Origin of the sequence: Mycobacterium fragae, from assembly GCF_002102185.1 — a bacterium.
Lineage (GTDB): Bacteria > Actinomycetota > Actinomycetes > Mycobacteriales > Mycobacteriaceae > Mycobacterium > Mycobacterium fragae.
Genome location: NZ_LQOW01000022.1, coordinates 34,356 through 60,559 on the forward strand (window position 1 = coordinate 34,356; position 26,204 = coordinate 60,559).

Consider the following 26,204-nt stretch of genomic DNA (forward strand, 5'->3'; position numbering starts at 1 on the left):
GGGTGATCAGTGCGCTTGACCGACACGGTGGCGCACACCACGACAGCGGTCGTTGCCCGTCTCTTCGGACACCACCTACCCTGGGCGATGTGGAACTCGGGCCCAACCCGGCGTCCGGCGAGCCCGAGCAAACGGCGACCACGTCGGATCCGCCTGGTTCAAAACGTCGCAGTCCGGAGTGGATGCATAACGCTGCGGACTGGCTGCGCAGCAGAAACCACAGTCCCGGCATGGTCGAGCTGGTCCGCCGGGCCCGGCGCGCCTTGCCCGGTGATCCCGATTTCGGTGATCCGCTCTCCACCGCCGGCGAGGGCGGGCCGCGGGCCGCGGCGCGGGCCGCGGGCCGTCTGCTGGGGGACCGCAACGGTGCGTCCCGCGAGGTCAGCCTCGGCGCACTTCAGGTGTGGCAGGCAATGACCGAGGCGGTTGCCCGACGCCCGGCCAATCCCGAGGTGACACTCGTCTTCACGGACCTGGTCGGTTTCTCGTCGTGGGCCCTGCAGGCCGGCGACGACGCGACCCTCAAGCTTTTGCGGCGGGTAGCCCAGGCGGTGGAACCGCCACTGCTGGATGCGGGCGGGCACATCGTCAAACGAATGGGCGACGGCATCATGGCGGTGTTCTCCGATCCGCTGGTGGCGGTGGAGTCGGTCTGCGCCGCTCAGCGGGAGGTGAAGTCGGTCGAGGTGGAGGGCTACAAACCGCGAATGCGCGTCGGTGTCCACACCGGGCGACCGCAGCGGCTGGCCGCCGACTGGCTGGGCGTCGACGTCAACATCGCCGCCCGTGTCATGGAGCGCGCAACCAGGGGAGGGGTAATGGTGTCCGGGCCCACGCTGGACCGGCTTGCGCAGAAGGATTTGGAGGCCTTGGGAATCACCGCCAAGCGGGCGCATCGACCACTGTTCGCAGCCAAAACTCCCGGGCTGCCGGGGGACATGGCCGTCTACCGGCTCAAAGCGGTCGGCGAAACTGGCAGGGATTTGTCAGGCCTGGACGATACAGAAGACGAAAATTCGCAGGCATAGTAGAGGCCGATGATCTTCAATATTTTGTCCCGGCTGGCCCGGGTCCGGATGACGCTGGGCTACGCCGCCGCTCTGGTCACTGTCAGCACCGTCCTTCTGGTTCTCGGTCCGCGGGTGCGCGAGCAGGTCATCCGGTACGCCAGCACCAACGTGCACAACTTGGCGCACGGTCACCTGGGCACCCTGTTCGGCAGCGCATTCGTCACCGATACCGGCCCGATCTACTTCTGGTTGCCCGGCTTGTTTTGCCTGCTGGCCCTGGCCGAACTGATCTGGCACAGCGGCCGGGTGGCCGCGGTCTTCGTCACCGGCCACATCGGCGCGACGCTGGTGGTGGCCGCCGGTATCACCGCGGCAATCGAATTTGGCTGGCTGCCGCTGTCCATCGCCCGCGCCAGCGATGTCGGCATGAGCTACGGCGCCGTGGCGGTGCTGGGCGCGCTGACCGCGGCCCTGTCGGCCCGGTGGCGGCCCGCGTGGATCGGCTGGTGGGTCCCGGCCGGAATCGCGGCAGCGGTCTTGGGCGCCGATTTCACCGACGTCGGGCACGCCGTCGCATTGTTGCTCGGCATGCTGGTCGCCACCCGGTTGCGGGGACCGGCTCGCTGGACCCGGTTGCGTTACCTGCTGCTGGCTGTCGCCGCGCCCTTCGGATTCCTTCTGCTGGCGCACAACGGATGGTCGGCACTGGTTGCGGTGGGCGTCGGCGCAGTGGGCGCGCTGGCGGCCGAGCGGATCACCCGCTCACGCATGCCGCGCCGTGCGCTGCCGGTGGCTGCGTTGGCGGCCGCGCAGCCGGCACGCAACGCTTGACACGTCCGCGATCGGCCTCGTTTCACCGCATATGATCGGCATTTGCGCGTCACGCCCGTGTCGTGAATCCCTGATCAGCGAGGAGACTGTCGCCGCGTGCCCGATCAGCCGGTCGATCTGTCGCCGGAGGCGTTGACCGAAGCGGTCGACGCAGCCCGGCAAGCCTTCGACGCCGCGGCCGATCTCGCTGCCCTGGCACGCGCCAAGACCGTCCACCTCGGTGACCGCGGGCCGCTGGCGTTGGCGCGCCAGGCATTGGCCGGCCTGCCCAAGCCCGAGCGCGCTGACGCCGGCCGCCGCGTCAACACCGCCCGCGCCGACGTTCAACGGTCCTACGACCAGCGGCTGGCGGCATTGCGCGCCGAGCGGGATGCCGCCGTGCTGATCGCTGAGCAAATCGACGTGACCTTGCCGTCGACCCGCCAGCCGGCCGGCGCGCGGCACCCGGTGTCGATACTGGCCGACCACATCGCCGACACCTTCATCGCGATGGGGTGGGAACTGGCCGACGGGCCGGAGGTCGAGACCGAGCAGTTCAACTTCGACGCGCTGAACTTCCCCGCCGATCATCCCGCGCGCAGCGAGCAGGACACGTTCTACATTGCGCCGGAGGGTTCCCGGCAGGTGCTGCGCACCCACACCTCGCCGGTGCAGGTACGCACCCTGCTCGACCGCGAGCTGCCCGTCTACGTCATCTCGATCGGCCGCGCGTTTCGCACCGATGAGATCGACGCTACCCATACGCCCGTCTTCCATCAGATCGAGGGGTTGGCGGTGGATCGTGGGCTGTCGATGGCTCATCTGCGAGGGACGCTGGACGCGTTCGCCCGCGCGGAATTCGGGCCGTCCGCCCGAACTCGGATCCGGCCGCACTTCTTCCCGTTCACCGAGCCGTCGGCCGAGGTCGACGTGTGGTTCGCCGGCAAGAAGGGCGGTGCCGGCTGGGTGGAGTGGGGTGGCTGCGGCATGGTCAACCCAAACGTGTTGCGCGCCGCAGGCATTGACGCGCAAGAGTATTCGGGTTTCGCGTTCGGCATGGGGCTGGAGCGCACCCTGCAATTCCGTAATGGCATCCCCGACATGCGCGACATGGTCGAGGGTGACGTGCGGTTCTCGCTGCCGTTCGGGGTGGGGGCCTGATGCGCGTCCCATACAGCTGGCTGCGCGAGGTCGTCGCCCGCGGAGCGCCCGGCTGGGATGTGCCCGCGGAAGAACTCGAGCAGACGCTGCTGCGCATCGGCCACGAGGTCGAGGAGGTGATCGCGCTCGGCAGCGTCGACGGACCGCTGACTGTGGGGCGAGTAGTCGAGATCGAAGACCTCACCGAATTCAAGAAGCCGATCCGGGCCTGCCGGGTCGATGTGGGAGAAGATAAAGCGCGCGAAATCATCTGCGGGGCAACCAACTTCGTGGTCGGCGACTTGGTGGTGGTGGCGTTGCCCGGGACGGTGCTGCCGGGCGGCTTCACCATCACCTCGCGCAAGACCTACGGCCGCACCTCAGACGGCATGATCTGCTCGACGGCCGAACTCGGTTTGGCCGCAGACCATTCCGGGATCCTTGTGCTGCCGCCGGGAACCGCCGAGCCGGGTGCCGACGGCGTCGACGTGCTCGGGCTGGACGACGTGGTCTTTCACCTGGCCATCACCCCCGACCGCGGCTACTGCATGTCGGTTCGCGGGCTGGCGCGCGAGATCGCCTGCGCCTACGACCTCGACTTCGTCGACCCGGCCTCCAGCGATGTCGTGGAGGCGTTACCTGTTGAGGGACAGGCCTGGCCGCTGACCGTGCAACCCGGGACCGGTGTGCGCCGCTTCGCGCTGCGCCCGGTCACCGGGATGGACCCGACCGCCGTCACACCGTGGTGGCTGGAGCGACGGCTGCTGCTCTGCGGCATCCGGGCGATCTCGCCGGCCGTCGACGCGACGAACTACGTGATGCTCGAGCTGGGCCATCCGATGCACGCGCACGACCTCAAGCGGATCAGCGGCGGCTTCGACGTGCGGTTTGCCCGGCCCGACGAGACCGTGGTCACCCTCGACGGCATCGAGCGCCGGCTCAATGACGCCGACGTGCTCATTGTCGACGACGTCTCGACCGCCGCGATCGGCGGCGTGATGGGGTCGGGCAGCACAGAGATGCGCGACGACTCCACCGACGTGCTGCTGGAGGCCGCGGTCTGGGATCCCGCGGCGATCACCCGCACCGCGCGCCGGCTGCACTTGCCCAGCGAGGCCGCCCGACGCTACGAGCGTGCGGTCGACCCGGCCATCTCGGTGGCCGCGCTGGATCGTTGCGCCGCGCTGCTCGCCGAAATCGCGGGCGGCGTGGTGTCGCCGGCGCTGACCGACTGGCGGGGCGACCCGCCGGTGGGCGACTCGGCCGCCGACTGGGCTGGGCCGCCGATCCGGATCGGCGTCGACCTGCCCGACCGAACAGCCGGGCTGCAGTACCCGCCGGGTACGACGGCCAGACGGCTGACCCAGATCGGCGCCGCGGTCAGCGGTGACGGCGAAACCCTGACCGTCACGCCGCCGAGCTGGCGGCCCGATCTGCTGCAACCGGCCGATCTGGTCGAGGAGGTGCTGCGGCTGGAGGGGCTGGAACCCATCCCGTCGGTGCTGCCGTCGGCGCCGGCCGGACGTGGACTCACCGCCGAGCAGAAGCGGCGCCGCGCGATCGGCAAGGCGCTGGCGCTGTCCGGTTATGTCGAGGTGCTTCCGACGCCGTTTCTGCCGGCCGGCGTGTTCGACGACTGGGGGCTGCCCGCCGACGACCCGCGGCGTACCACCACCAAGGTGCTCAACCCGCTGGAGGCCGACCGACCGGACTTGGCCACCACGCTGCTGCCCGGGCTACTGGAAGCGCTGGCACGCAACGTGTCCCGCGGCATCGTCGACGTCGCGTTGTTCACCATCGCGCAGGTGGTCCAGCCGACCGAGCGGACCCGCGGTGTCGCGCTGATCCCCGTGGACCGCCGTCCCACTGATGCGGAGGTCGCCGAGCTCGACGCGTCTTTGCCGCGCCAACCACGACACGTCGCGGCGGTGCTGTCGGGGCTGCGGGAGCCGCGCGGCCCGTGGGGTGAAGGCCGGCGCGCCGAACCGGCCGACGCGTTCGAGGCGGTCCGGATCATCGCCCGCGCCAGCGGGATCGCGGTGGTTCTGCGGGCTGCGCAATACCTGCCGTGGCATCCCGGCCGCTGCGCGGAAGTACTCATCGGCGACACGACGGTCGGCCACGCTGGGCAACTGCATCCTGCGGTGATCGAACGATCCGGCCTGCCGAAGGGCGCGTGCGCGGTCGAGTTGAACCTCGACGCGATGCCCATTGTCGATGCGTTGCCTGCGCCGCGGGTGTCGCCGTATCCGGCGGTATTCCAGGACGTCAGCATGGTGGTGGACGCGAGCGTCGCGGCGCAGACGGTCGAAGATGCGGTGCGCGACGGCGCAGGGGAGTTGCTGGAGGATATCCGGTTGTTTGACGTGTACACCGGCCCGCAGGTCGGGGCGGATCGCAAGTCGTTGACGTTCGCCCTGCGGTTCCGAGCACCGGACCGCACGCTCACCGAGGACGAGGCCAGCGCGGCGCGGGACGCCGCGGTGCGCTGTGCCGCCGACCGCGTAGGCGCGGTCCTGCGGGCTTAGCTTGACCGTTTGACCACTCGAGCGTCGAGTTGTTGGGTCGGAGAACCGGCAAATGGCCCAACAAGTCGACGTTGGGCCGAGAAGTGCGGAATGGATTTGCAGCTCGATGCATAATCATGCAGAATGGACGGTCATGACCATACGGGTAGCGGTGGCCGGAGCCAGCGGCTACGCCGGCGGCGAGATCCTGCGGCTTCTGCTCGGACATCCGGCATACGCCGACGGCCGGCTGACGATCGGCGCGCTGACCGCCGCCGCCAGCGCGGGCAGCACGCTGGCCGAACACCATCCACACCTGCTGCCGCTGGGTCAACGGGTACTCGAGCCTACCGACGCCGAGGTACTGCACGGTCATGACGTGATTTTCCTCGCGCTCCCGCACGGGCATTCGGCGGCGTTGGCAGAGCGGCTCAGCGCTGAGACGCTGCTCGTGGACTGCGGCGCGGACTTCCGGCTCACCGAGGCGAGCGCATGGGAGCGCTTCTACGGTTCCGCGCATGCCGGCAGCTGGCCATACGGACTGCCGGAGTTGCCGGGTGCGCGGGAGACACTGCGGGGTGCCCGTCGCATCGCGGTACCGGGCTGCTATCCGACCGCGGCGTTGCTGGCTCTGCTTCCGGCGCTCGCCGACGACCTCGTCGACCCCGCCGTCACGGTGGTCGCCGTCAGTGGTGCCTCCGGGGCCGGCCGCGCCCCGAAGACCGACCTGCTGGGCTCCGAACTCATCGGTTCGGCGCGGGCCTACAACATCGCCGGCGCACACCGGCACACCCCGGAGATCGTCCAGGGGCTGCAGCAGGTCACCGACCGGGACGTCACCGTGTCGTTCACACCTGTGCTGATCCCGACTTCGCGCGGCATCCTGGCCACCTGCACCGCCCGCACCCAGGCGCCGGTTTCGCAGTTGCGCGCCGCCTATGAGAAGGCCTACCACGCAGAGCCTTTCGTTCACCTGCTGCCTGAGGGACAACTGCCGCGCACCGGCGCCGTGATCGGCAGCAACGCCGCGCACATCGCCGTCGCGGTGGACGAGGACGCCGCCACCTTCATCGCGATCGCAGCGATCGACAACCTGGTCAAGGGCACCAGCGGTGCCGCTGTGCAGTCGATGAACCTGGCGCTGGGCTGGCCCGAAACCGAGGGCCTTTCGGTGGTCGGGGTGGCGCCGTGACCAATCTCGCCGACGCCGTACGGCTGCTGCGCACGCAAGGCGTCACGGCTCCGGAGGGCTTTCGAGCCGCCGGCATCGCCGCCGGGATCAAGAACTCGGGAGCGTTGGACCTCGCGCTGATATTCAACGAAGGCCCCGACTACGCGGCCGCCGGTGTGTTCACCCGCAACCAGATCAAGGCGGCGCCGGTGCTGTGGACCCAGCAGTTGTTGACCACCGGGCGACTGCGGGCGGTGATCCTGAATTCGGGCGGGGCCAATGCCTGCACCGGGCCGGCCGGCTTCCAGGACACCCACGCCACCGCCGAGGCCGTCGCCGCGTCGTTATCGGACTGGGGCACCGAGACCGGGGCGATCGAAGTCGGCGTCTGCTCAACCGGATTGATCGGCGACCGGCTGCCGATGGACAAGATACTCGCCGGTGTCGGCCACATTGTGCATGAGATGTCCGGCGGGCTTACCGGCGGCGAGGAGGCCGCGCGTGCCATTCTGACCACCGATACTGTGCCCAAACAGGTCGCACTGCATCATCCGGAGAACTGGACGGTCGGTGGAATGGCCAAGGGCGCAGGCATGTTGGCGCCGTCGCTGGCCACGATGCTGTGCGTGCTCACCACCGACGTCGTCGCCGACGCCGCCGCGCTCGACACTGCGCTGCGGCGCGCCAGCGGTCAAACCTTCGACCGCCTCGACGTCGACGGCAGCTGCTCCACCAACGACACGGTGCTGCTGCTGGCCTCGGGTGCCAGCGAAATCTCCCCGGCGCAAAGCGATCTCGACGATGCGGTGCTGCGGGTCTGCGATGACCTGTGCGCCCAGCTGCAAGCCGACGCGGAAGGCGTCACCAAGCGGATCACGGTGACCGTGACGGGCGCCGCCTCCGAAGACGATGCCGTCACCGCGGCCCGCAGGATCGCGCGCGACAGCCTTGTCAAGACCGCGCTGTTCGGCTCCGATCCCAACTGGGGACGAGTGCTCGCGGCCGTCGGCATGGTGCCGTTCACTGTCGATCCGGATCGGATCACCGTGTCGTTCAACGGGTCTGCGGTGTTCACCGCCGGCACCGGGACGCCGGGCGCCCGCGAGGTGGATCTATCCGGCCCCGACATCGACGTCACCGTCGACCTCGGCGCCGGCAACGGTCGAGCCGCCATCCGCACCACCGACCTGTCACACGGCTATGTCGAAGAGAACTCGGCCTACAGCTCATGACTACAAGCGAACTGCCCGCCCGGGTCAAGGCCCAGGTGCTGGCCGAGGCCCTGCCGTGGCTCAAGCAGTTGCACGGCAAGATCGTCGTCGTCAAATACGGCGGCAACGCGATGACCGACGACGTCCTGCGACACGCGTTCGCCGCCGACATGGCGTTCCTGCGTAATTGCGGCATTCATCCCGTGGTGGTGCACGGCGGAGGGCCGCAGATCAGCGCCATGCTGCAGCGGCTCGGCATCCACGGTGACTTCAAGGGCGGCTTCCGGGTCACCACGCCCGAAGTTCTCGACGTAGCGCGGATGGTGTTGTTCGGCCAGGTCGGCCGCGAACTGGTCAACCTGATCAACGCGCACGGGCCCTATGCCGTCGGCATCACCGGTGAGGACGCACAGCTGTTCACCGCGGTGCGGCGCAGCGTCACCGTCGACGGCGTGGCCACCGACATCGGGCTGGTGGGAAACGTCGACCACGTCAACACCGCCGCGGTGCTTGATCTCATTGCAGCGCATCGCATCCCCGTAGTCTCGACGCTTGCGCCGGACAGTGACGGCGTGGTGCACAACATCAACGCCGACACCGCGGCGGCGGCACTGGCCGAAGCGCTGGGCGCCGAAAAGCTCTTGGTGCTCACCGACATCGACGGGTTGTACACCCGGTGGCCGAACCGCGATTCGCTGGTCAGCGAAATCGACGCTGCCACATTGGCGCAGCTGCTGCCGACGCTGGAGGCCGGCATGATCCCCAAGGTCGAGGCGTGTCTGCGCGCTGTGGGCGGCGGTGTGCCGAGCGCGCACATCATCGACGGCCGGGTCGAACACTGCGTGCTGGTCGAGCTGTTCACCGATGCGGGCACCGGCACCAAGGTGGTGAGCGCGTGAGCAATACGACAGAGATGCAGCAGCGCTGGTCGGCGGTGATGATGAACAACTACGGCGTTCCGCCCGTGGCATTGGCCAGCGGTGACGGCGCCGTGGTCACCGACGTGGACGGCAACTCCTACCTGGACCTGCTCGGCGGGATCGCCGTCAACGTCCTAGGGCATCGCCACCCCGCGGTCATCGACGCGGTGACTCGGCAGATGTCGACGCTGGGTCACACCTCCAACCTGTACGCCGCCGAGCCTGGTATCGCGCTGGCGGAGGCACTGGTTGCGCTGTTGGGCGTCGAGGCCCGGGTGTTCTTCTGCAACTCCGGCACCGAGGCCAACGAGTTGGCGTTCAAGCTGTCCCGGCTCACCGAGCGGACGAAATTGGTTGCGGCCCAAGAGGCTTTCCACGGCCGGACGATGGGATCGCTGGCGCTCACCGGGCAACCGGCCAAGCAGGCGCCGTTCGCGCCGCTGCCCGGTGACGTCACACACGTGCCGTACGGCGACACCGACGCGCTGGCCGCCGCGGTCGGCGACGATACAGCCGCGGTTTTCCTGGAACCGATCATGGGGGAGAGCGGTGTGGTCGTCCCGCCCGACGGCTACCTCGCCGCCGCCCGCGATATCACCTCCGAACACGGTGCTTTGCTGGTTCTGGACGAGGTGCAGACCGGGATGGGTCGCACCGGAACGTTTTTCGCTCACCAGCATGACGGCGTCACGCCCGATGTGGTGACCCTGGCAAAGGGTCTCGGCGGCGGGTTACCGATCGGGGCGTGCCTGGCGGTCGGTCCGGTCGCGCAGCTGCTCACGCCCGGTCTGCACGGCAGCACCTTCGGCGGCAACCCGATCTGCGCCGCGGCGGCGCTGGCGGTGCTGCGCGTGCTGGCCGCCGAGGATCTGGTGCGCCGCGCCGAAGTGTTGGGAAAGTCGTTGCGCCACGGCATCGAATCGCTGCATCACCCGATGGTCGACCACGTTCGCGGCCGCGGGCTGTTGTGCGGTGTGGTGCTGCGTTCCCTCGCCGCCAAGGACGTCGAAATCGCCGCCCGAGCCGCCGGGTTCCTCATCAACGCCGCGGCACCCGATGTCATCCGGCTGGCGCCGCCGTTGATCATCACCGAGCACCAGATCAACGCGTTCGTCACCGCGCTGCCCGGCATCCTGGATACCGCCGGGGGGACACCATGACTCGGCACTTCCTGTGCGACACCGACCTCTCACCCGTTGAGCAGGCCGAGGTGCTGGACCTGGCAGCCGAGCTGAAAAAGGATCCGCTGAGCCGTCGTCCCCTCGAGGGGCCACGCGGGGTCGCGGTGATCTTCGATAAGAACTCCACCCGTACCCGGTTTTCCTTCGAGGTGGGCATCGCACAGCTCGGCGGCCATGCCGTCGTCGTCGATGGCCGCAGCACCCAGCTCGGACGCGACGAGACCCTTGGCGACACCGCAAAAGTGTTGTCCCGCTATGTCGATGCGATCGTCTGGCGAACATTCGGACAGGATCGGCTGACCGCGATGGCCGGGACCGCGACAGTGCCGGTCATCAACGCGCTCTCCGACGAGTTCCATCCCTGCCAGGTGCTCGCCGACCTGCAGACCATCGCCGAGCGCAAGGGATCGCTACGGGGACTGAAGCTCTCCTACTTCGGCGACGGCGCCAACAACATGGCCCACTCACTACTACTGGGCGGTGTCACCGCCGGCATCCATGTGACAATCGCCGCCCCCGACCGCTTCACGCCCGACCGCTCGGTGCTAGCCGCTGCCGAGCAGCGCGCCGCGAACACCGGCGCGTCGGTGACCGTAACCGCCGACCCCCAAACGGCCGCGGCCGGCGCCGACGTGTTGGTCACCGACACCTGGACGTCGATGGGTCAGGAGAACGACGGGCAGGATCGGATGCAGCCGTTCCGGCCGTTCCAGGTCAACACCGAGCTGCAAGCCCTCGCCGATTCGGAAGCCGTTGTGCTGCACTGCCTTCCGGCCCATCGCGGTCACGAGATCACCGACGAGGTGATCGACGGGCCGCACAGCGCGGTATGGGACGAAGCCGAGAACCGGCTGCACGCGCAAAAGGCGCTGCTGGTGTGGCTGCTGGAGCGATCCCGATGACACGTTCGAAATCCACGCCGGACGTCACCCGCGCGGGGAGGCAGGCCCGCATCGTGTCGATCCTGTCGTCGGCGGCAGTGCGCAGCCAAAGCGAGTTAGCTGCATTGCTCGCAGCCGAAGGCATCGACGTCACCCAGGCCACGCTGTCGCGGGATCTCGAAGAACTCGGCGCGGTCAAGCTGCGCGGAGCCGACGGCGGCGTCGGTGTCTACGTCGTGCCCGAGGACGGCAGCCCGGTTCGTGGGGTATCCGGTGGCACCGGACGGCTTTCGCGGCTGCTCGGCGAATTGCTGGTCTCTACCGACGCCAGCGGAAACCTCGCCGTGCTGCGCACCCCGCCCGGCGCCGCCGACTACCTGGCCAGCGCCATCGACCGGGCGGCACTACCCTACGTCGTCGGCACCATTGCCGGCGACGACACCATCTTCGTGGCGGCTCGCGAACCGATGACCGGCGCCGAGCTCGCGGCCGCCCTGGCAGACCTCAAATAACGTAAGGAGATTGGTCGATGTCCGAGCGCGTCATCTTGGCGTATTCCGGCGGTCTGGATACCTCCGTGGCGATCAGCTGGATCGGCAAGGAGACCGGCCGGGAGGTCGTCGCGGTCGCGATCGATCTGGGCCAGGGCGGCGAGGACATGGAGGTCGTTCGCCAACGTGCACTCGACTGCGGCGCGGTCGAGGCGGTCGTCGTCGACGCGCGCGACGAGTTCGCCGACGAATATTGCTTACCCACCATTTTGTCCAACGGGCTGTACATGGACCGCTATCCGCTGGTGTCGGCGATCAGCCGGCCCCTCATCGTCAAGCATCTGGTCGCCGCCGCCCGTGAGTACGGCGGCGTGATCGTCGCCCACGGCTGCACCGGCAAGGGCAACGACCAGGTCCGCTTCGAGGTCGGATTCGCCTCGCTGGCACCGGATCTGGAGGTGCTGGCCCCCGTTCGCGACTACGCATGGACCCGGGAGAAGGCCATCGCGTTCGCCGAAGAGAACGCCATCCCGATCAACGTGACCAAGCGCTCGCCGTTCTCGATCGATCAGAACGTGTGGGGCCGCGCGGTGGAAACTGGCTTCCTGGAACACCTCTGGAATGCACCCACCAAGGACGTCTACGCCTACACCGAGGATCCCACCGTCAACTGGAACACCCCGGACGAGGTGATCGTCGGGTTCGAGCGCGGCGTGCCGGTGTCGATCGATGGCAACCGCGTTTCGGTGCTGCAGGCGATCGAGGAACTCAACGGCCGCGCCGGCGCCCAGGGAGTCGGTCGACTCGACGTCGTCGAGGACCGGTTGGTCGGTATCAAAAGCCGTGAGATCTACGAGGCGCCAGGGGCGATGGTGCTCATCACCGCGCACACCGAACTCGAACACGTCACGCTCGAGCGCGAACTCGGGCGGTTCAAGCGCCAAACCGACCAGCGCTGGGCGGAGCTGGTGTACGACGGGTTGTGGTACTCGCCGTTGACGGCCGCACTGGAAGCCTTTGTCGCCAAGACACAGGAACACGTGACCGGCGAAATACGCATGGTCTTGCACGGCGGGCACATTGCCGTCAATGGCCGGCGCAGTGCCGAGTCGCTGTACGACTTCAACCTGGCCACCTACGACGAGGGCGACAGCTTCGACCAGTCCAAGGCGAAGGGCTTCGTGTACGTGCACGGGTTGTCGTCGAAGCTTGCGGCTCGCAGGGACCTGCGCGCCGAGGAACCATGAGCACCAACGAAGGATCGCTGTGGGGTGGGCGGTTCAGCGTGGGCCCGTCGGACGCGTTGACTGCGTTGAGCAGATCCACGCATTTCGACTGGGTGCTGGCTCCCTATGACATCACCGCGTCGCGGGCACACACACTGGTGCTGTTCCGGGCCGGTTTGCTCACCGAAGAGCAGCGCGACGGGCTGCTGGCCGGGCTGGACAGCCTCGCCGAGGACGTGGCCGACGGCAGCTTCGGCCCGCTGGCCACCGACGAGGACGTGCACGCCGCGCTGGAGCGCGGGCTGATCGACCGGGTGGGGCCCGACCTGGGTGGCAGGCTGCGCGCGGGCCGATCGCGAAATGACCAGGTGGCCACCCTGTTTCGGATGTGGCTACGCGACGCGACACGCCGGGTCGCCGCCGGCGTGCTCGACGTGGTCGACGCGCTGACCGCCCAGGCCGCCGCCCACCCCACTGCCATCATGCCCGGCAAGACCCATCTGCAGTCCGCTCAGCCCATCCTGCTGGCCCACCATCTGCTCGCCCACGCTCACCCGCTGCTGCGCGATGTCGGGCGGATCGTCGACCTCGACGGACGCACTGCGGTGTCGCCTTATGGCTCCGGAGCGCTGGCCGGTACGTCGCTGGGGCTTGACCCGGACGCGATCGCCGCGGAGCTCGGGTTCCTGCACGCGGCCGACAACTCCGTCGACGCCACGGCGGCAAGGGATTTCGCGGCGGAAGCGGCGTTTGTGTTCGCGATGATCGCCGTCGACCTGTCCAGGCTGGCCGAGGACATCATCGTCTGGAGCTCAACGGAATTCGGCTACGTGACTTTGCACGATTCGTGGTCGACCGGTAGCTCGATCATGCCGCAGAAGAAGAACCCCGACATCGCCGAGCTGGCCCGCGGCAAATCCGGTCGGTTGATCGGCAACCTGGCCGGGCTGCTGGCCACGCTGAAGGCCCAGCCGCTGGCCTATAACCGGGACCTGCAGGAGGACAAGGAGCCGGTGTTCGACTCGGCGGCGCAACTGGAGCTGCTGCTGCCGGCGATGGCAGGACTGGTGAGCACGCTGACCTTCAACGTCGAGCGGATGGCCGCGCTGGCCCCGGCCGGATATACCCTGGCAACGGATATCGCCGAATGGCTGGTACGCCAGGGTGTTTCGTTCCGGGCCGCTCATGAGGCGGCCGGGGCGGCCGTGCGGGTCGCCGAGGAGCGCGGCGTCGGGTTGGAAGAGCTGAGCGACGACGAGCTGGCCGCCATCAGCAGCGCCCTGACTCCCGAGGTCCGTGACGTGCTGAGCATCGAGGGCTCGGTGTCGTCACGCGACGCGCGGGGCGGCACCGCGCCGACCCAGGTGGCCGGGCAATTGCAGGCGGTTCGTGAGGCCGCCGGACGGCTCCGTCGGCGCCTGGGCCGCCGATAAGGATCCCACAAACTTTGCTGGGCTGCGCCTATGTCCCGGGCTGACCCTCGAAATCGAAGCGATCAAGTAAACTGCCGGGATTGGGCTATCCGGTTGAACCCCTCAGCCGGGATCCTCGTGTACAGGGGATGGGCACTATGAGCGTCATCGCCGGTGTGCAATGCGCATTGCCACCGCACCGCTACACCCAAAGCGAGATCACCGATGCCTTTGTCGCCTTCCCGCGTCTGGCAGGCCACGAGAAGATACTTCGGCAGCTCCACGCGAGCTCCAAGGTGAACGCCCGTCATGTCGTGCTGCCGCTGGAGAAAATCGGGTCACTGACCGGCTTCGCCGCGGCGAATGAAGCGTTCATCGAACACGCCGTCAAACTCGGGTCTGCGGCGCTGGCGGGGGCACTCGAGGAGGCGGGCCTAAAGCCCCAGGACCTCGACGTGATCATCACGACGACCGTCACCGGCATAGCGGTGCCGTCGCTGGACGCTCGAATCGCCGCAGAGCTTGGCCTGCGCCCTGACGTGCGGCGCCTCCCGATCTTCGGCCTGGGCTGCGTTGCCGGCGCGGCCGGCGTAGCCCGACTGCACGATTATCTGCGCGGCGCGCCCGACGACGTCGCGGCCCTGATATCGGTGGAGCTGTGCTCACTGACCTACGCCGGGGCCAAGCCGACGTTGCCCACGCTGGTCGGCAGCGCGCTGTTCGGTGATGGGGCAGGTGCAGTGGTGGCGGTCGGCGAGCGTCGGGCCGAACAGATCCGCGCCGGCGGTCCCGCGGTCATCGATTCGGTCAGTCATCTCTACCCGGATTCCCTGCGCACGATGGGCTGGGATGTCGGCGACAACGGGCTCGAGCTGGTGCTGTCACCGGACCTGCCGGCAGTCGTCGAGCGGTTCATGCCTGACGACGTCACCAAGTTCCTGGCCGGGCACGGCCTGACCACCGCCGACATCGGCGCCTGGGTCAGCCATCCGGGTGGTCCCAAAATCATCGAGGCGCTCGTCGAAACCCTCGGCCTGCCTCCAGACGCGCTGGAGCTGACCTGGCGGTCACTCAGCGAGGTGGGCAATCTGTCGTCGGCATCGGTGCTGCACGTATTGCGCGACACCATCTCCAAGCCGCCGCCCAGCGGAAGCCCGGGGCTGATGATGGCAATGGGCCCGGGATTCTGCTCTGAGCTCGTGTTGTTGCAGTGGCGCTGAACGAGGCCTACTCGAGCATTTCCGAAAGCTCCAGCCAGCGGTTTTCCAACCCGGCGACGTCGTCTTCCAGACCGCGTAACTCCTGGCTCAGCCGGGTTACACCGACGTGGTCGGACTGGTCATGCGCGGCCAGTTCGGCGTGCTTTGCAGAGATCTGATCGCCCAGCCGCCGCAGCCGGCGATCGATCGCGGCGATCTCCTTCTCGACGGCGCGCAACTCGGCGCCGGACGCCGACTTGGGGGCGGCAGCTTGCGGGCGCCTGGCCGGCTCGGCAGCGAGTTTCAGGTATTTGTCGATGCCACCAGGCAGATGCCGCAGCCGGCCATCCAGAATCGCGTATTGCTGATCGGTGACCCGCTCCAGCAGATAGCGGTCATGTGAGACGACGATCAATGTGCCCGGCCACGAGTCGAGCAGGTCTTCGGTGGCGGCGAGCATGTCGGTGTCCACGTCGTTGGTGGGCTCGTCGAGCAGCAGCACGTTGGGCTCGGCCAGCAGTGTGAGCATCAGCTGCAGCCGGCGGCGCTGACCGCCGGAGAGCTCACCGATCCGCGCCGACAGCTGATCGCGCGCGAACCCCAACCGCTCCAGCAGCTGCGACGGGCTGACCTCGCGGCCGTCGACTTGATACCCACTGCGTAGCCTGCCCAGCACGTCGGCCACTCGGTCGCCGGCTATCGACGCCAGATCAGCGCCCTGCTGGTCAAGCATCGCCAACCGAACGGTCTTGCCGCGCTTGACTTTCCCGCTGTCGGGACAGATCGCGCCGCTGATAAGTGCGAGCAACGTGGATTTTCCGGCGCCGTTGGCACCAACGATGCCGCTGCGTTCCCCGGGAGCGATTCGCCATTCGATGTCGCGCAACACGGGATGGCCGTCAAACGACACCGAAACGTCGAGCAGGTCGATGACGTCCTTGCCGAGCCGCGCGGTGGCCAGCTTCGCCAATTCGACGGTGTTGCGCAGCGGCGGCACATCGGCGATCAGCTTGTTGGCGGCGTCGATCCGGAACTTCGGTTTGGAGGTGCGCGCCGGCGGGCCGCGGCGCAGCCAGGCCAGCTCCTTGCGCATGAGATTCTGCCGCTTGGCCTCGGCCAGCACGGCCCGCCGGTCCCGCTCGACGCGTTGCAAAACATATGCCGCGTAACCACCCTCGAACGGCTCGACGATTCCGTCGTGCACTTCCCATGTCGCGGTTGCCACCTCGTCGAGAAACCATCGGTCATGCGTCACCAGCAGCAACCCGCCGGTGTTGCGGGCCCAGCGCCGTTGCAGGTGATCGGCCAGCCAGGTGATGCCTTCGATGTCGAGATGGTTGGTCGGCTCGTCCAGAGCGATCACATCCCAGTCGCCGATCAGCAGCGCGGCCAGCTGGACCCCCCGTCGCTGGCCACCGCTGAGGGTGGCGATCGTTGCCTCCCAACCAATGTCGGACACCAGTCCGCCGACCACGTCGCGGACCCGCGGATCGCCGGCCCACTCGTGCTTGGGCCGCCCGCCGACCAGCGTCGCGCCGACGGTGCGGCCCGAATCGAGGGTGTCGCCCTGGCTCAGCGCGCCGACCCGCAGACCGCTGCGCCGGGTCACCCGCCCGGAGTCCGGGCGCACCCGGCCGCTGAGCAAACCCAGCAGGCTGGATTTCCCGTCGCCGTTTCGTCCCACGATGCCGATCCGGTCGCCGTCGCTCACCCCCAGGGTCAGCGCGTCGAAGACCACCTGGGTCGGGTATTCGAGGTGCACGGCCTCGACGCCAAGCAGGTGCGCCACAGCCCCAAACTACGACGGGCGCTACGGTGTCCAAAGCGCCGGGCCCGACCTCGGTGATGTGCCAGAATGTGCAGGTCAATCAGGGGAGCAACGGTGGATTTGAATCTATCAGCGATCACTCGACCGGTTTCAGCGGTCACCAGACCGGTCGAGCGGTTGATGGCGACAGCGCAGAACGGCCTGGAAGTCTTGAGGCTCGGCGGATTGGAGACCGGTACGGTCCCGTCGCCGTTCCAGGTCGTCGAGAGCGTGCCGATGTACAAACTCCGGCGGTACTTTCCGCCGGACACCCGGCCCGGCCAGCCGCCCGCGGGACCCCCGGTGTTGCTGGTGCACCCGATGATGATGTCGGCGAACATGTGGGACGTCACCCGGGACGAAGGGGCGGTCGGCATTCTGCACGCCGCCGGCCTGGACCCCTGGGTGATCGACTTCGGCTCACCGGACAAGGTCGAGGGCGGCATGCGCCGAAACCTCGCCGACCACATCGTCGCGCTGAGCGAGGCAATCGACACGACCGTCGAGGCCACCGGTCAGGACGTCCATCTGGCCGGCTATTCCCAGGGCGGGATGTTCTGCTACCAGGCGGCGGCCTACCGACGGTCGAAAAGCATTGCCAGCGTTGTGGCGTTCGGTTCGCCGGTCGATACCCTGGCGGCGCTACCGATGGGCATTCCGCCCAACCTGGCCGCGGCCACCGCCAACTTCATGGCCGACCATGTCTTCAACCGGCTTGATATTCCAAGTTGGTTGGCGCGCATGGGCTTTCAGATGATGGATCCGCTCAAGACAGCCAAGGCGCGCATCGACTTCGTGCGCCAGCTGCACGATCGCGAGGCGTTGCTGCCCCGCGAAGCGCAGCGCAGGTTCCTGGAGTCCGAGGGTTGGATCGCCTGGTCCGGCCCGGCGGTCTCGGAGCTGCTCAAGCAGTTCATCGCCCACAACCGGATGATGACCGGCGGTTTCGCGATCAACGGGCAACTGGTGACGCTGACCGACATCACCTGCCCCGTACTGGCTTTCGTCGGCGAGGTCGACGACATCGGGCAGCCGCCCGCCGTGCGCGGGATCCGGCGCGCGGCCCCCAATGCCGAGGTGTACGAGTACTGCCTGCGCGCGGGCCATTTCGGTTTGGTGGTGGGCTCCAAGGCGGCGCAGCAGTCTTGGCCTACTGTCGCCGATTGGGTGCTGTGGATTTCCGGGCGGGCACCCAAACCGGAGAGCATCGTGCTGATGGCCGATCAGCCGGCCGAGAGCACCGATCGGGGCGTGGCGATGAGTTCCCGTGTGGCGCACGGCATCGGCGAGGCGTCCGAGGTGGCGCTCGCACTCGCCCGCGGCGCAGCCGACGCGGTGGTGGCGGCGAACAAGTCCGTTCGCACCCTGGCCGTCGAGACCGTGCGGACGTTGCCGCGACTGGCCCGGCTGGGGCAGATCAACGACCACACCCGCATCTCGTTGGGCCGGATCATCGGGGAACAGGCGCATGACGCACCCGACGGCGAATTCCTGCTCTTCGACGGGCGCGTGCACACCTACGAGGCGGTGAACCGGCGGATCGACAACGTCGTGCGCGGCCTGATCGACGTGGGGGTCCGCCAGGGTGAGCACGTCGGCATGCTGATGGAAACCCGGCCGAGCGCCCTGGTGGCGATTGCCGCGCTGTCGCGGCTGGGTGCGGTCGCAGTGCTGTTGCGCCCCGACGCCGATCTGGCCGAATCGGTCCGGATCGGGGGAGTGACCGAGATCCTCACTGATCCACCGAATCTCGAAACCGCACGCCAATTGCCCGGCCAGATACTGGTTCTCGGTGGCGGTGAATCCCGCGACCTGCACGTCCCGGATGACGCCGGCGTCATCGACATGGAGCAGATCGACCCAGACGCCGTCGAGTTGCCCGCCTGGTACCGGGCCAATCCGGGGCTGGCGCGGGATCTGGCGTTCGTCGCGTTCAGCACAGCCGGCGGCCAGCTTGTGGCCAAGCAGATCACCAACTACCGATGGGCGCTCTCGGCGTTCGGAACCGCCTCGACCGCAGCCCTGGGCCGCGGCGACACCGTGTACTGCCTGACTCCGTTGCACCACGAGTCGGGGTTACTGGTCAGCCTGGGCGGCGCAGTGGTCGGCGGCGCGCGCATCGCGTTGTCTCGCGGTCTGCGCCCCGACCGGTTCGTCGCCGAAGTGCGCCAATACGGCGTCACCGTGGTGTCCTACACCTGGGCCATGCTTCGCGAAGTCATCGACGACCCGCAGTTCGTGCTGCACGGCAATCACCCGGTGCGGCTGTTCATCGGCTCAGGTATGCCGACCGGGCTGTGGCAGCGGGTTGTCGACCTGTTCGCGCCCGCACATGTGGTCGAGTTCTTCGCGACCACCGACGGGCATGCGGTGCTGGCCAACGTGTCCGGCGCCAAGATCGGCAGCAAGGGGCGGCCGCTGCCCGGAGCCGGACGGGTGGAACTGGGCGCCTACGACGCCGATGGCGACCTGATCCGGGAAAACGACCGCGGGCTGGTCCAGGTCGCAGCTGCGGACGAAGTTGGCGTCCTGCTCGCCGAGCCGCGCGGACCGATCGATCCCAGCGCCTCGGTCAAGCGCGGCGTGTTCGCTCCGGCCGACACCTGGATATCCACCGAGTATCTGTTCCGTCGCGACGCCGACGGGGATTTCTGGCTGGTGGGCAGGCGCGGCTCTGCGGTGCGCACCCCGCGCGGCCTGGTGTATTGCGAACCGATCACCGATGCGCTCGGCCTCATCCCGGCTGCCGACCTGGTGGTGACCTATGGGGTGCCGGCGCACGGCAAGCTGCTCGTTGTGTCGGCGCTGACGCTGCGGCCGGGGGCGTCGATCACGGCGGCGGATCTGACCGAGGCGGTGGCGGCGATGCCGACCGGGTTGGGACCCGATGTCGTATACGTGGTGCCGGAGATGAAGCTGAGCGCCAGCTACCGTCCGATGGCCGGCGCCCTGCGCGCGGCCGGGATTCCCAAGCCGGGACGCCATGCCTGGTACTACGACGCCGCGGTCAACCAATTCAAGCGGTTGACGGCCACCGTACGAGCCGAGATGACCGGCGGCCACGCGTGATCGACGAAACGCTGCTGAGCATTCTCGTGTGTCCGGCCGACCGCGGTCCGCTGCTGCTGGTCGACGAGATGCTCTACAACCCGCGACTGCGGCGCGCCTATCGAATCGAGGACGACATCCCGGTGCTGCTGATCGACGAGGCCACCGAGGTGAGCGACGACGAGCACGCCCGGCTCATGGCGCGGGCCACTCCGGCAGCTCCCCAGTGAGATAGCGCTGCAGGTTCGGTGCGATGGTCTCGGCGATCTGCTCCGCCGGCAGCGACGCGAACGGCTGCAGCTCGAGGATGTAGCGTGCCATCAGAACACCGGCGACCTGCGATGCCACGAATTCCGCACGGATGATTCCGCTTCCGGGCGGGTTGTCCACCCGCGCGGCGATTTCTTCGATGACCACCTCGCGCATGAACGTTCGCACCAGACCGACGTCGGCCCCGGAAAGCAGCGACCGAATCGTCGCGATCACGATGGCGCCGAGTTCAGAGTCCCACAGCGGCAACAACAGTGACGGCAGTTTGTAGCCGAGTTCCTCGACGGGCGCGTCGCGCAACGGCCCGAGTATCGTCATCGGGTCGATCGGGATGCGGATCGCGGCGGTGAACAACCGCTCCTTGGTTCCGTAGTAGTGGTGCACCAGCGCCGAATCCACACCGGCCGCGGCCGCCACGGCCCGTATCGACGTCTTGTCGAATCCGTTGCGGGCGAACAACTCCCGGGCGTTGACCAGGATCCGCTCGCGAGTGTCGGAGGCGCCGGGAGGACGTCCGGGCCGTTTGCGGTTCGCGTGGGTGACCATCGAGTCAGGGCGTCCGCCGGCGCAGCGTCGCGGCGGCCAGGCACAGCGCCGCGACAGCGAAGCACATCACCACGACGATGTCGCGCACCGCGATCCCGGTCAGCTCGGTATGTGCGCCCACCTGTTGCAGGGCCTCCAGCGCATAGCTGGCCGGCAGCACATTGCTGATCCACTGCAGCCAGGTCGCCATAAGCGCCCGGGGGACGATGATCCCGGCCAGCAGCAGCTGGGGAACCATCACCAGCGGTATGAACTGCACGGCTTGAAACTCGGTGCGGGCGAAAGCACTACAGAGCAGCCCCAGGCCGACGCCGAGCACGGCGTTGACGATCGCGATCACGAATACCCATAGCGGACTGCCCGCGGTGTCGAAGCCGAGGAACCAAAACGACACGATGCAGGCCAAAACGGCTTGTGTGGCTGCGGCGATCGAGAACGCGGACCCGTAGGCGATGAGCAGGTCGAGCCTGCGCAGCGGCGTGGTCAGGATCCGCTCCAGCGTCCCCGAGGCGCGTTCGCGCTGCATCGTGATCGACGTGATGATGAACATCAAGAAGAGCGGGAAGAGGCCCAGAAGGATCAGGCAGGCGTTGTTGAACGGCGACGGCGTGCCCGGCGGGTGCGGCGCGTTCTCGAACATGAAGTACATCAGCGTGATGACCAGGATCGGCACCAGCAATATCATCGCGATGCTGCGCCGGTCGGCGGCCAGCTGGCGCAAAATCCGCGCCGTGGTCGCGGTGTAACCCTTCAGCCCTAGCCGGCTTGGCGCATAGTGCTGCGCTTGATGATGGACAGAAACGCGTCCTCCAGTGACGTGCATCCGGTGTCCTCTCGTAGTTGGGTCGGGGTGGTGTGGGCGACCAGGTGACCGTCCCGCAACAGCAGCAGGTCACCGCAATGGTCGGCTTCGTCCATCACGTGGCTGGAGACCAGCAGTGTGGTCCCGGCGCGGGCCAGTTCGTTGAACTGCTCCCAAAGATCCGCCCGCAGCACGGGATCCAGGCCCACTGTGGGTTCGTCGAGGACCAACAACTCGGGCTGGCACACCAGCGCACAGGCCAGCGACACCCGGGTGCGTTGCCCGCCGGACAGATTGCCGCAATAGGCGGTGCGGTGATCGGCCAGTCCCACCCGTTCGATGGCGAAGTCGGCGGCGTGGCTGTCGAAACCGTAGAGCGATGCAAAATAGCGAACGTTGTCGATGATGCGTAGGTCGTTGTAGATGGTCGGGTCCTGGGGCAGGTATCCGACCCGGCGGCGCAGGGCGGCGGACCCGGCCGGTTGGCCGAGAACGGTGACGCTGCCTGAAGCCACGATCTGAGTGCCCACCACGCACCGGATGAATGTGGTTTTGCCGCAACCGGACGGACCAAGCAGACCCGTGATGGCGCCGCGGGCTATCTGCACCGAGAAGTCATGCAGGGCGGGGCGTTTGCCGCGGATCACCCGCAAGTGCTTGATGTCGATGGCGGTCTCGCGGCCGTTCGAGAATAATTCATCACTTGATGAAGTCATCATATGATGAAATATCCGCCCCTCTTGCTCAGTTGTCAAGAGGGATCCTTGCTGAAGTCGCGACCGGTCGAGGTCAGCCGCCAAAACGGAGGGTGATCACCAGGGCGATCAGCGCCAACACGCCGGCCAGAAGCATTGCCGTCCTCGGATTGCCGAAGTTCAGCGACCATCCCAGGCCGAACCGGCGCGGAACCAGCAGCGCCCGGTCTTCGCGATTGATGTAGATCAGGCCGCCCCGCCAGTACTTGTCGTCGTCCCGGTGGGTCAGGCCGGTGTCCTCCTCGCCCTCGTCCGGGACACGGTTGTTCATGGCCAAGACCACGACGGCCACGAGGACGGCGGCCAGGATCGGGAGCACGACCACCAGCGGCGCCCATGAGGTGACCGTCCCGGTCCACATCAACAGCGATGAACCCAGCATCCCCACGTCGATCATCGCGACCAGCCCGAGCAGCGCCCGAGCGCTCAATGCCATATATCGGCGATGCCAGCGCGCGGAGCCCACCGGGTGAGCCGGGTCGATGTCGGGGCGACTGCTGCGGAAGATGCCCGCCGCGATACCCGCCAGCAGCGCGGTGACGCCGATCTGCACGAACACAAGCGCGAACGCGGTGCCGACGGACTTGGCGGCCAACCGGTTGGGGACGCCGTTTGCGCCGTAGTGCACCGCGAGCACCTCGGGCATGGACGGGTAGCTGATCACGCCGATCACCACCGTGGCGATCGTGACGATGAGCGAAGGTGCCAGCCAGAGCCACGGAAACCGCGGTGGATCGGTCCGCAATTCCGTGTCGACCGCGATGCCTTGGCGCAGGCCCTCATACCAGCCCCCGGCGGCCTTCGCGACCCGGATCTCGTGGTTGGCCAGGAAGAAGCAGCCGTACCAGACGCCGACCAGCACCAGCACCGACAACGGCAGCAGTAACGTTTCGCCGGTCACCCGGTAGATGACGACGCCGACCCCGGCGGCGAGAATCCCACTCGCGAGCATCCGGCGTCGGTAGATCCGGGTCTGCCTGACCACTGTCGGGTCGTCGGCGTGCTGGGCCGGCACACGGACCCCGAAAGGCACGGTCGGACTATTGATCGAGGGCAGGACCAGGGCGAGTACGAGCACCAGTGCTAACAACCCGATACTCAGGGCGATGGCAACGGTCATCGCGCGTCCTCGGCCTGTGTGGCACCGAATGAATCGAGCACTGACCGACAGGTCTGGAGAACCTCGTCTGCCCGTAAGCCTTTGGCGACGGCCTCGGCCAGTAGGGTCCGCGCCCTGGCAGTCCATTCAGCGCGGAAAGCCGGGTCTGCGGGCGTTGGGGTCACCACCGCACCGGTCTTGCGGTTGAGCCGGATCAGGCCCTGCTGGCGCATCAGATCGTAGGCTTTGTTCACGGTGTGGAAATTGATCCCGAAGTCCGCGGCGAGCGCTCTGGTGGCGGGCAAAGCGCTGCCCTCGATCAGCTCGCCCTCCGCGATCGCCTCCACGACGCGGTCGCGAAGTTGCTGGTAAATCGGCACCTCGCCAGACAGGTCGACGTTGATGATCATGATTCGACCTCCCTTTGCTCTATAAGTTATAGAACAAATGACAATCTGTCGCAACGACGGAAACGCGACGGGATCCCGCGATGGCACCTCAGAGCCGCGGGCAGAATCTGTCCGGTGAGCGCTGAGGAACTCGCGGTGGACCCGCTCGCCGCGGCGCACCGCCTACTCGGTGCCACGCTTACCGGGCGCGGCGTCAGCGCCACGATCGTTGAGGTGGAGGCCTATGGCGGGGTGCCCGACGGCCCGTGGCCGGATGCCGCGGCGCATTCATATCGCGGTCCCAATGGCCGCAACGCGGTGATGTTCGGGCCGCCCGGGCGGCTCTACACCTATCGCAGCCATGGCATCCACGTGTGCGCCAACGTGGCGTGCGGGCCCGACGGAACTGCGGCCGCCGTGCTGCTGCGGGCTGCGGTGATCGAGACCGGGCTCGAAGTCGCCCGATCACGGCGCGGCGGGTTGCTCCGGGACGCCGCGCTGGCCCGTGGGCCGGGCAATCTCTGCTCGGCGATGGGAATCACCATGGCGGACAACGGGATCGACCTGTTCGATGCCGACAGCCCGGTGCGGGTGACGCTCAACGACTCCGTCACCGGGGTTTCCGGGCCCCGGGTCGGGATCAGCGTCGCCGCCGATCGGCCGTGGCGGTTCTGGCTTCAGGGCCGCCCTGAGGTCTCGGCCTATCGCCGCAGCCCGCGCGCGCCCGCCCCTGGAGCCAGCGACTGATGGAAGATCGGAGAAGATCTAATCCATGGCCACCATCCTCGACGAGCTGAGCTGGCGCGGGCTGATTGCACAGTCCACCGACCTCGAGGCGCTGGCCGCCGAGCTGGCCAAGGGCCCGATCACGCTGTATGCGGGGTTCGACCCCACCGCGCCGAGCCTGCACGCCGGACACCTGGTGCCGCTGCTGGCGCTGCGGCGCTTCCAGCGCGCCGGACACCGCCCCATCGTGCTCGCCGGCGGCGCGACCGGAATGGTCGGCGATCCTCGCGACACCGGCGAACGGTTGCTCAACACCGCCGACACCGTCCGCGAATGGACCGAGCGGATCCGGGGACAGCTGGAACGCTTTGTCGACTTCGACCGCTCACAGACGGGCGCCATCGTCGAAAACAATCTGGAGTGGACCAGCGCCATGTCGGCGATCGAGTTGCTGCGCGACGTGGGTAAGCACTTCTCGGTCAACGTGATGCTGGACCGCGACACGATTCGGCGACGCCTGGAGGGTGAGGGGATCTCCTACACCGAGTTCAGCTACATGCTGTTGCAGGCCAACGACTACGTCGAGCTATACCGACGCCACCGCTGCGTGCTGCAGATCGGCGGATCCGACCAGTGGGGCAACATCATCGCCGGGGTGCGCCTGGTGCGCCAGAAGGAGGCGGCCTCGGTACATGCCCTGACGGTTCCGCTGGTCACGTCCGCCGACGGGACGAAATTCGGGAAATCCACCGGCGGCGCCAACCTGTGGCTGGACCCGCAGATGACCACCCCGTATGCCTGGTATCAGTACTTCGTCAATACCGCCGATGCCGACGTCATGCGCTACCTGCGGTGGTTCACCTTCCTATCGGCCGACGAGCTGGGCGAGCTGGAGGAGGCGACGGCGTCGCGGCCGCAGGAACGCGCCGCGCAGCGGCGGCTGGCGCGCGAACTCACCACGCTGGTGCACGGCGAGGGGGCCGCCGACGACGTCGAGCACGCAAGCCGAGCGTTGTTCGGACACGGGGAGCTTGCGCGTTTGGATGAACCGACGCTGACCGCCGCGCTGCGCGAGACTCCGGTCGCCGAGTTGAAACAGGGTGCGCCCGACGGCATCGTCGACCTGCTGGTGGCCAGCGGGCTATCGGCGAGCAAAGGCGCCGCGCGACGGACGATCGCCGAGGGCGGTGTCTCGGTCAACAACACCAAGATCGACGACGAGAACTGGACACCCCAGGCGTCCGACTTCCTGCACGGACGCTGGCTGGTGCTGCGGCGGGGCAAACGGAACATCGCCGGCGTCGAGCGCGTGGGCTGAACAGCAGCGGGCTGAGCCGAAACCCCGCACCTATCAGGCCATTTGACTCCCCGTATCCCCTGGCGTAACTTGTGAGTTCGCGCTGCGGCTAGTCCGTGGCTGCGACGACATCCTGGGGAATACCTCTACCGCTGAGGATGTTCCAGCTAGTCCGCTCTAGTCAGCTCGCGGCGATGACCGCGGGGTGATTGCGCGGCCGCAAGGATGCGGGTGTTGTTTGAGAACTCAATAGTGTGTTTGGTGTTTTTGTTTGTTGTTGTTTTTTGCCGCATTCTGATGCCCCGT

The 26,204-nt window shown here is 67.7% G+C and carries 23 protein-coding genes; 17 read left to right on the forward strand and 6 right to left on the reverse strand.

Going from position 1 to position 26,204, the window contains the following annotated elements:
• The first annotated feature begins 89 nt into the window (after positions 1-89).
• The 13 genes from AWC06_RS10735 to AWC06_RS10795 all read left to right on the forward strand — a co-directional run bounded on the left by AWC06_RS10735 (position 90) and on the right by AWC06_RS10795 (position 15,180).
• On the forward strand, positions 90-1,028 hold the full coding sequence (locus tag AWC06_RS10735) for an adenylate/guanylate cyclase domain-containing protein (protein ID WP_085197194.1): 939 nt from the start codon (positions 90-92) through the stop codon (positions 1,026-1,028).
• Positions 1,029-1,037: 9 nt separating this feature from the next.
• Entirely contained in the window at positions 1,038-1,841 is an 804-nt protein-coding gene (locus AWC06_RS10740) for a rhomboid-like protein (RefSeq protein ID WP_085197195.1), read from the forward strand.
• 96 nt (positions 1,842-1,937) lie between these two features.
• Positions 1,938-2,981 carry a phenylalanine--tRNA ligase subunit alpha gene (gene pheS, locus AWC06_RS10745; RefSeq protein WP_085197197.1) on the forward strand — a complete coding sequence of 348 codons (1,044 nt, stop codon included), beginning with the start codon at positions 1,938-1,940 and terminating at the stop codon, positions 2,979-2,981.
• Positions 2,981-5,488: a phenylalanine--tRNA ligase subunit beta gene (pheT, locus tag AWC06_RS10750; protein ID WP_085197199.1), complete on the forward strand. Its 2,508-nt coding sequence runs from the start codon at positions 2,981-2,983 to the stop codon at positions 5,486-5,488. The genes pheS and pheT overlap by 1 nt, the downstream gene beginning before the upstream one ends.
• A gap of 133 nt (positions 5,489-5,621) precedes the next feature.
• Positions 5,622-6,659: an N-acetyl-gamma-glutamyl-phosphate reductase gene (gene argC, locus AWC06_RS10755; protein WP_085197200.1), complete on the forward strand. Its 1,038-nt coding sequence runs from the start codon at positions 5,622-5,624 to the stop codon at positions 6,657-6,659.
• A complete protein-coding gene (gene argJ / locus AWC06_RS10760) occupies positions 6,656-7,870 on the forward strand; it encodes a bifunctional glutamate N-acetyltransferase/amino-acid acetyltransferase ArgJ (protein WP_085197202.1) in 1,215 nt (404 codons plus the stop codon). Before argC ends, argJ begins: the two co-directional genes overlap by 4 nt.
• The gene (argB, locus tag AWC06_RS10765; protein WP_085197204.1) at positions 7,867-8,748 is read left to right on the forward strand and encodes an acetylglutamate kinase; all 882 of its coding nucleotides are present in this window, start codon (positions 7,867-7,869) and stop codon (positions 8,746-8,748) included. The genes argJ and argB overlap by 4 nt, the downstream gene beginning before the upstream one ends.
• Entirely contained in the window at positions 8,745-9,929 is a 1,185-nt protein-coding gene (locus AWC06_RS10770) for an acetylornithine transaminase (RefSeq protein ID WP_264033162.1), read from the forward strand. The genes argB and AWC06_RS10770 overlap by 4 nt, the downstream gene beginning before the upstream one ends.
• The gene (gene argF, locus AWC06_RS10775; RefSeq protein ID WP_085197206.1) at positions 9,926-10,852 is read left to right on the forward strand and encodes an ornithine carbamoyltransferase; all 927 of its coding nucleotides are present in this window, start codon (positions 9,926-9,928) and stop codon (positions 10,850-10,852) included. Before AWC06_RS10770 ends, argF begins: the two co-directional genes overlap by 4 nt.
• A complete protein-coding gene (locus tag AWC06_RS10780; protein ID WP_085197208.1) occupies positions 10,849-11,343 on the forward strand; it encodes an arginine repressor in 495 nt (164 codons plus the stop codon). The genes argF and AWC06_RS10780 overlap by 4 nt, the downstream gene beginning before the upstream one ends.
• A 17-nt stretch (positions 11,344-11,360) precedes the next feature.
• Positions 11,361-12,569, forward strand: a complete 1,209-nt coding sequence (locus AWC06_RS10785; protein WP_085197210.1) for an argininosuccinate synthase — start codon at positions 11,361-11,363, stop codon at positions 12,567-12,569.
• Positions 12,566-13,981 carry an argininosuccinate lyase gene (gene argH / locus AWC06_RS10790; protein ID WP_085197212.1) on the forward strand — a complete coding sequence of 472 codons (1,416 nt, stop codon included), beginning with the start codon at positions 12,566-12,568 and terminating at the stop codon, positions 13,979-13,981. The genes AWC06_RS10785 and argH overlap by 4 nt, the downstream gene beginning before the upstream one ends.
• A gap of 137 nt (positions 13,982-14,118) precedes the next feature.
• Entirely contained in the window at positions 14,119-15,180 is a 1,062-nt protein-coding gene (locus AWC06_RS10795) for a type III polyketide synthase (RefSeq protein WP_085197240.1), read from the forward strand.
• 7 nt (positions 15,181-15,187) lie between these two features.
• Here AWC06_RS10795 and AWC06_RS10800 read toward each other — a convergent pair whose 3' ends face one another.
• Complete coding sequence (locus AWC06_RS10800; protein WP_085197214.1) at positions 15,188-16,948, reverse strand: ABC-F family ATP-binding cassette domain-containing protein; 1,761 nt, start codon at positions 16,946-16,948, stop codon at positions 15,188-15,190.
• A gap of 159 nt (positions 16,949-17,107) precedes the next feature.
• Here AWC06_RS10800 and AWC06_RS10805 point away from each other — a divergent pair, with 159 nt between their 5' ends.
• Positions 17,108-20,035: an acyl-CoA synthetase gene (locus AWC06_RS10805; RefSeq protein WP_244899073.1), complete on the forward strand. Its 2,928-nt coding sequence runs from the start codon at positions 17,108-17,110 to the stop codon at positions 20,033-20,035.
• Positions 20,032-20,244, forward strand: coding sequence for a Trm112 family protein (locus AWC06_RS10810; protein ID WP_085197217.1), 213 nt, complete (start codon positions 20,032-20,034; stop codon positions 20,242-20,244). Before AWC06_RS10805 ends, AWC06_RS10810 begins: the two co-directional genes overlap by 4 nt.
• On the opposite strand, the gene AWC06_RS10815 is transcribed toward AWC06_RS10810, so the two are convergent.
• From AWC06_RS10815 to AWC06_RS10835, 5 genes are all read right to left on the reverse strand, one after another.
• The gene (locus AWC06_RS10815; RefSeq protein ID WP_085197219.1) at positions 20,210-20,830 is read right to left on the reverse strand and encodes a TetR/AcrR family transcriptional regulator; all 621 of its coding nucleotides are present in this window, start codon (positions 20,828-20,830) and stop codon (positions 20,210-20,212) included. The two genes, AWC06_RS10810 and AWC06_RS10815, sit on opposite strands and share 35 nt — an antisense overlap.
• A 4-nt stretch (positions 20,831-20,834) precedes the next feature.
• Positions 20,835-21,584 (reverse strand): ABC transporter permease, encoded by a 750-nt coding sequence (locus AWC06_RS10820; RefSeq protein ID WP_372458201.1) that lies wholly within the window; start codon positions 21,582-21,584, stop codon positions 20,835-20,837.
• Positions 21,585-21,586: 2 nt separating this feature from the next.
• A complete protein-coding gene (locus AWC06_RS10825) occupies positions 21,587-22,351 on the reverse strand; it encodes an ABC transporter ATP-binding protein (protein ID WP_085197222.1) in 765 nt (254 codons plus the stop codon).
• A gap of 70 nt (positions 22,352-22,421) precedes the next feature.
• Positions 22,422-23,507, reverse strand: a complete 1,086-nt coding sequence (locus tag AWC06_RS10830) for a DUF1648 domain-containing protein (RefSeq protein ID WP_085197224.1) — start codon at positions 23,505-23,507, stop codon at positions 22,422-22,424.
• On the reverse strand, positions 23,504-23,896 hold the full coding sequence (locus AWC06_RS10835; protein ID WP_085197226.1) for a GntR family transcriptional regulator: 393 nt from the start codon (positions 23,894-23,896) through the stop codon (positions 23,504-23,506). Before AWC06_RS10835 ends, AWC06_RS10830 begins: the two co-directional genes overlap by 4 nt.
• Positions 23,897-24,010: 114 nt before the next feature.
• Here AWC06_RS10835 and AWC06_RS10840 point away from each other — a divergent pair, with 114 nt between their 5' ends.
• Positions 24,011-24,622, forward strand: coding sequence for a DNA-3-methyladenine glycosylase (locus AWC06_RS10840; protein ID WP_085197228.1), 612 nt, complete (start codon positions 24,011-24,013; stop codon positions 24,620-24,622).
• Between the two features lie 25 nt (positions 24,623-24,647).
• On the forward strand, positions 24,648-25,919 hold the full coding sequence (gene tyrS / locus AWC06_RS10845; RefSeq protein WP_085197229.1) for a tyrosine--tRNA ligase: 1,272 nt from the start codon (positions 24,648-24,650) through the stop codon (positions 25,917-25,919).
• Positions 25,920-26,204: the final 285 nt, after the last annotated feature.

What these genes read in the sequence shown, in the direction of transcription:
- AWC06_RS10785 (WP_085197210.1), top strand. Translation starts at nt 11,361, where the DNA reads ATGTCCGAGCGCGTCATCTTGGCGTATTCCGGCGGTCTGGATACCTCC.
- AWC06_RS10825 (WP_085197222.1), bottom strand. Translation starts at nt 22,351, where the DNA reads ATGATGACTTCATCAAGTGATGAATTATTCTCGAACGGCCGCGAGACC.
- AWC06_RS10795 (WP_085197240.1), top strand. Translation starts at nt 14,119, where the DNA reads ATGAGCGTCATCGCCGGTGTGCAATGCGCATTGCCACCGCACCGCTAC.
- AWC06_RS10830 (WP_085197224.1), bottom strand. Translation starts at nt 23,507, where the DNA reads ATGACCGTTGCCATCGCCCTGAGTATCGGGTTGTTAGCACTGGTGCTC.
- AWC06_RS10815 (WP_085197219.1), bottom strand. Translation starts at nt 20,830, where the DNA reads ATGGTCACCCACGCGAACCGCAAACGGCCCGGACGTCCTCCCGGCGCC.
- AWC06_RS10835 (WP_085197226.1), bottom strand. Translation starts at nt 23,896, where the DNA reads ATGATCATCAACGTCGACCTGTCTGGCGAGGTGCCGATTTACCAGCAA.
- AWC06_RS10740 (WP_085197195.1), top strand. Translation starts at nt 1,038, where the DNA reads ATGATCTTCAATATTTTGTCCCGGCTGGCCCGGGTCCGGATGACGCTG.
- AWC06_RS10805 (WP_244899073.1), top strand. Translation starts at nt 17,108, where the DNA reads ATGGCGACAGCGCAGAACGGCCTGGAAGTCTTGAGGCTCGGCGGATTG.
- argC (WP_085197200.1), top strand. Translation starts at nt 5,622, where the DNA reads ATGACCATACGGGTAGCGGTGGCCGGAGCCAGCGGCTACGCCGGCGGC.
- argF (WP_085197206.1), top strand. Translation starts at nt 9,926, where the DNA reads ATGACTCGGCACTTCCTGTGCGACACCGACCTCTCACCCGTTGAGCAG.
- AWC06_RS10780 (WP_085197208.1), top strand. Translation starts at nt 10,849, where the DNA reads ATGACACGTTCGAAATCCACGCCGGACGTCACCCGCGCGGGGAGGCAG.
- tyrS (WP_085197229.1), top strand. Translation starts at nt 24,648, where the DNA reads ATGGCCACCATCCTCGACGAGCTGAGCTGGCGCGGGCTGATTGCACAG.
- argB (WP_085197204.1), top strand. Translation starts at nt 7,867, where the DNA reads ATGACTACAAGCGAACTGCCCGCCCGGGTCAAGGCCCAGGTGCTGGCC.
- pheT (WP_085197199.1), top strand. Translation starts at nt 2,981, where the DNA reads ATGCGCGTCCCATACAGCTGGCTGCGCGAGGTCGTCGCCCGCGGAGCG.
- argH (WP_085197212.1), top strand. Translation starts at nt 12,566, where the DNA reads ATGAGCACCAACGAAGGATCGCTGTGGGGTGGGCGGTTCAGCGTGGGC.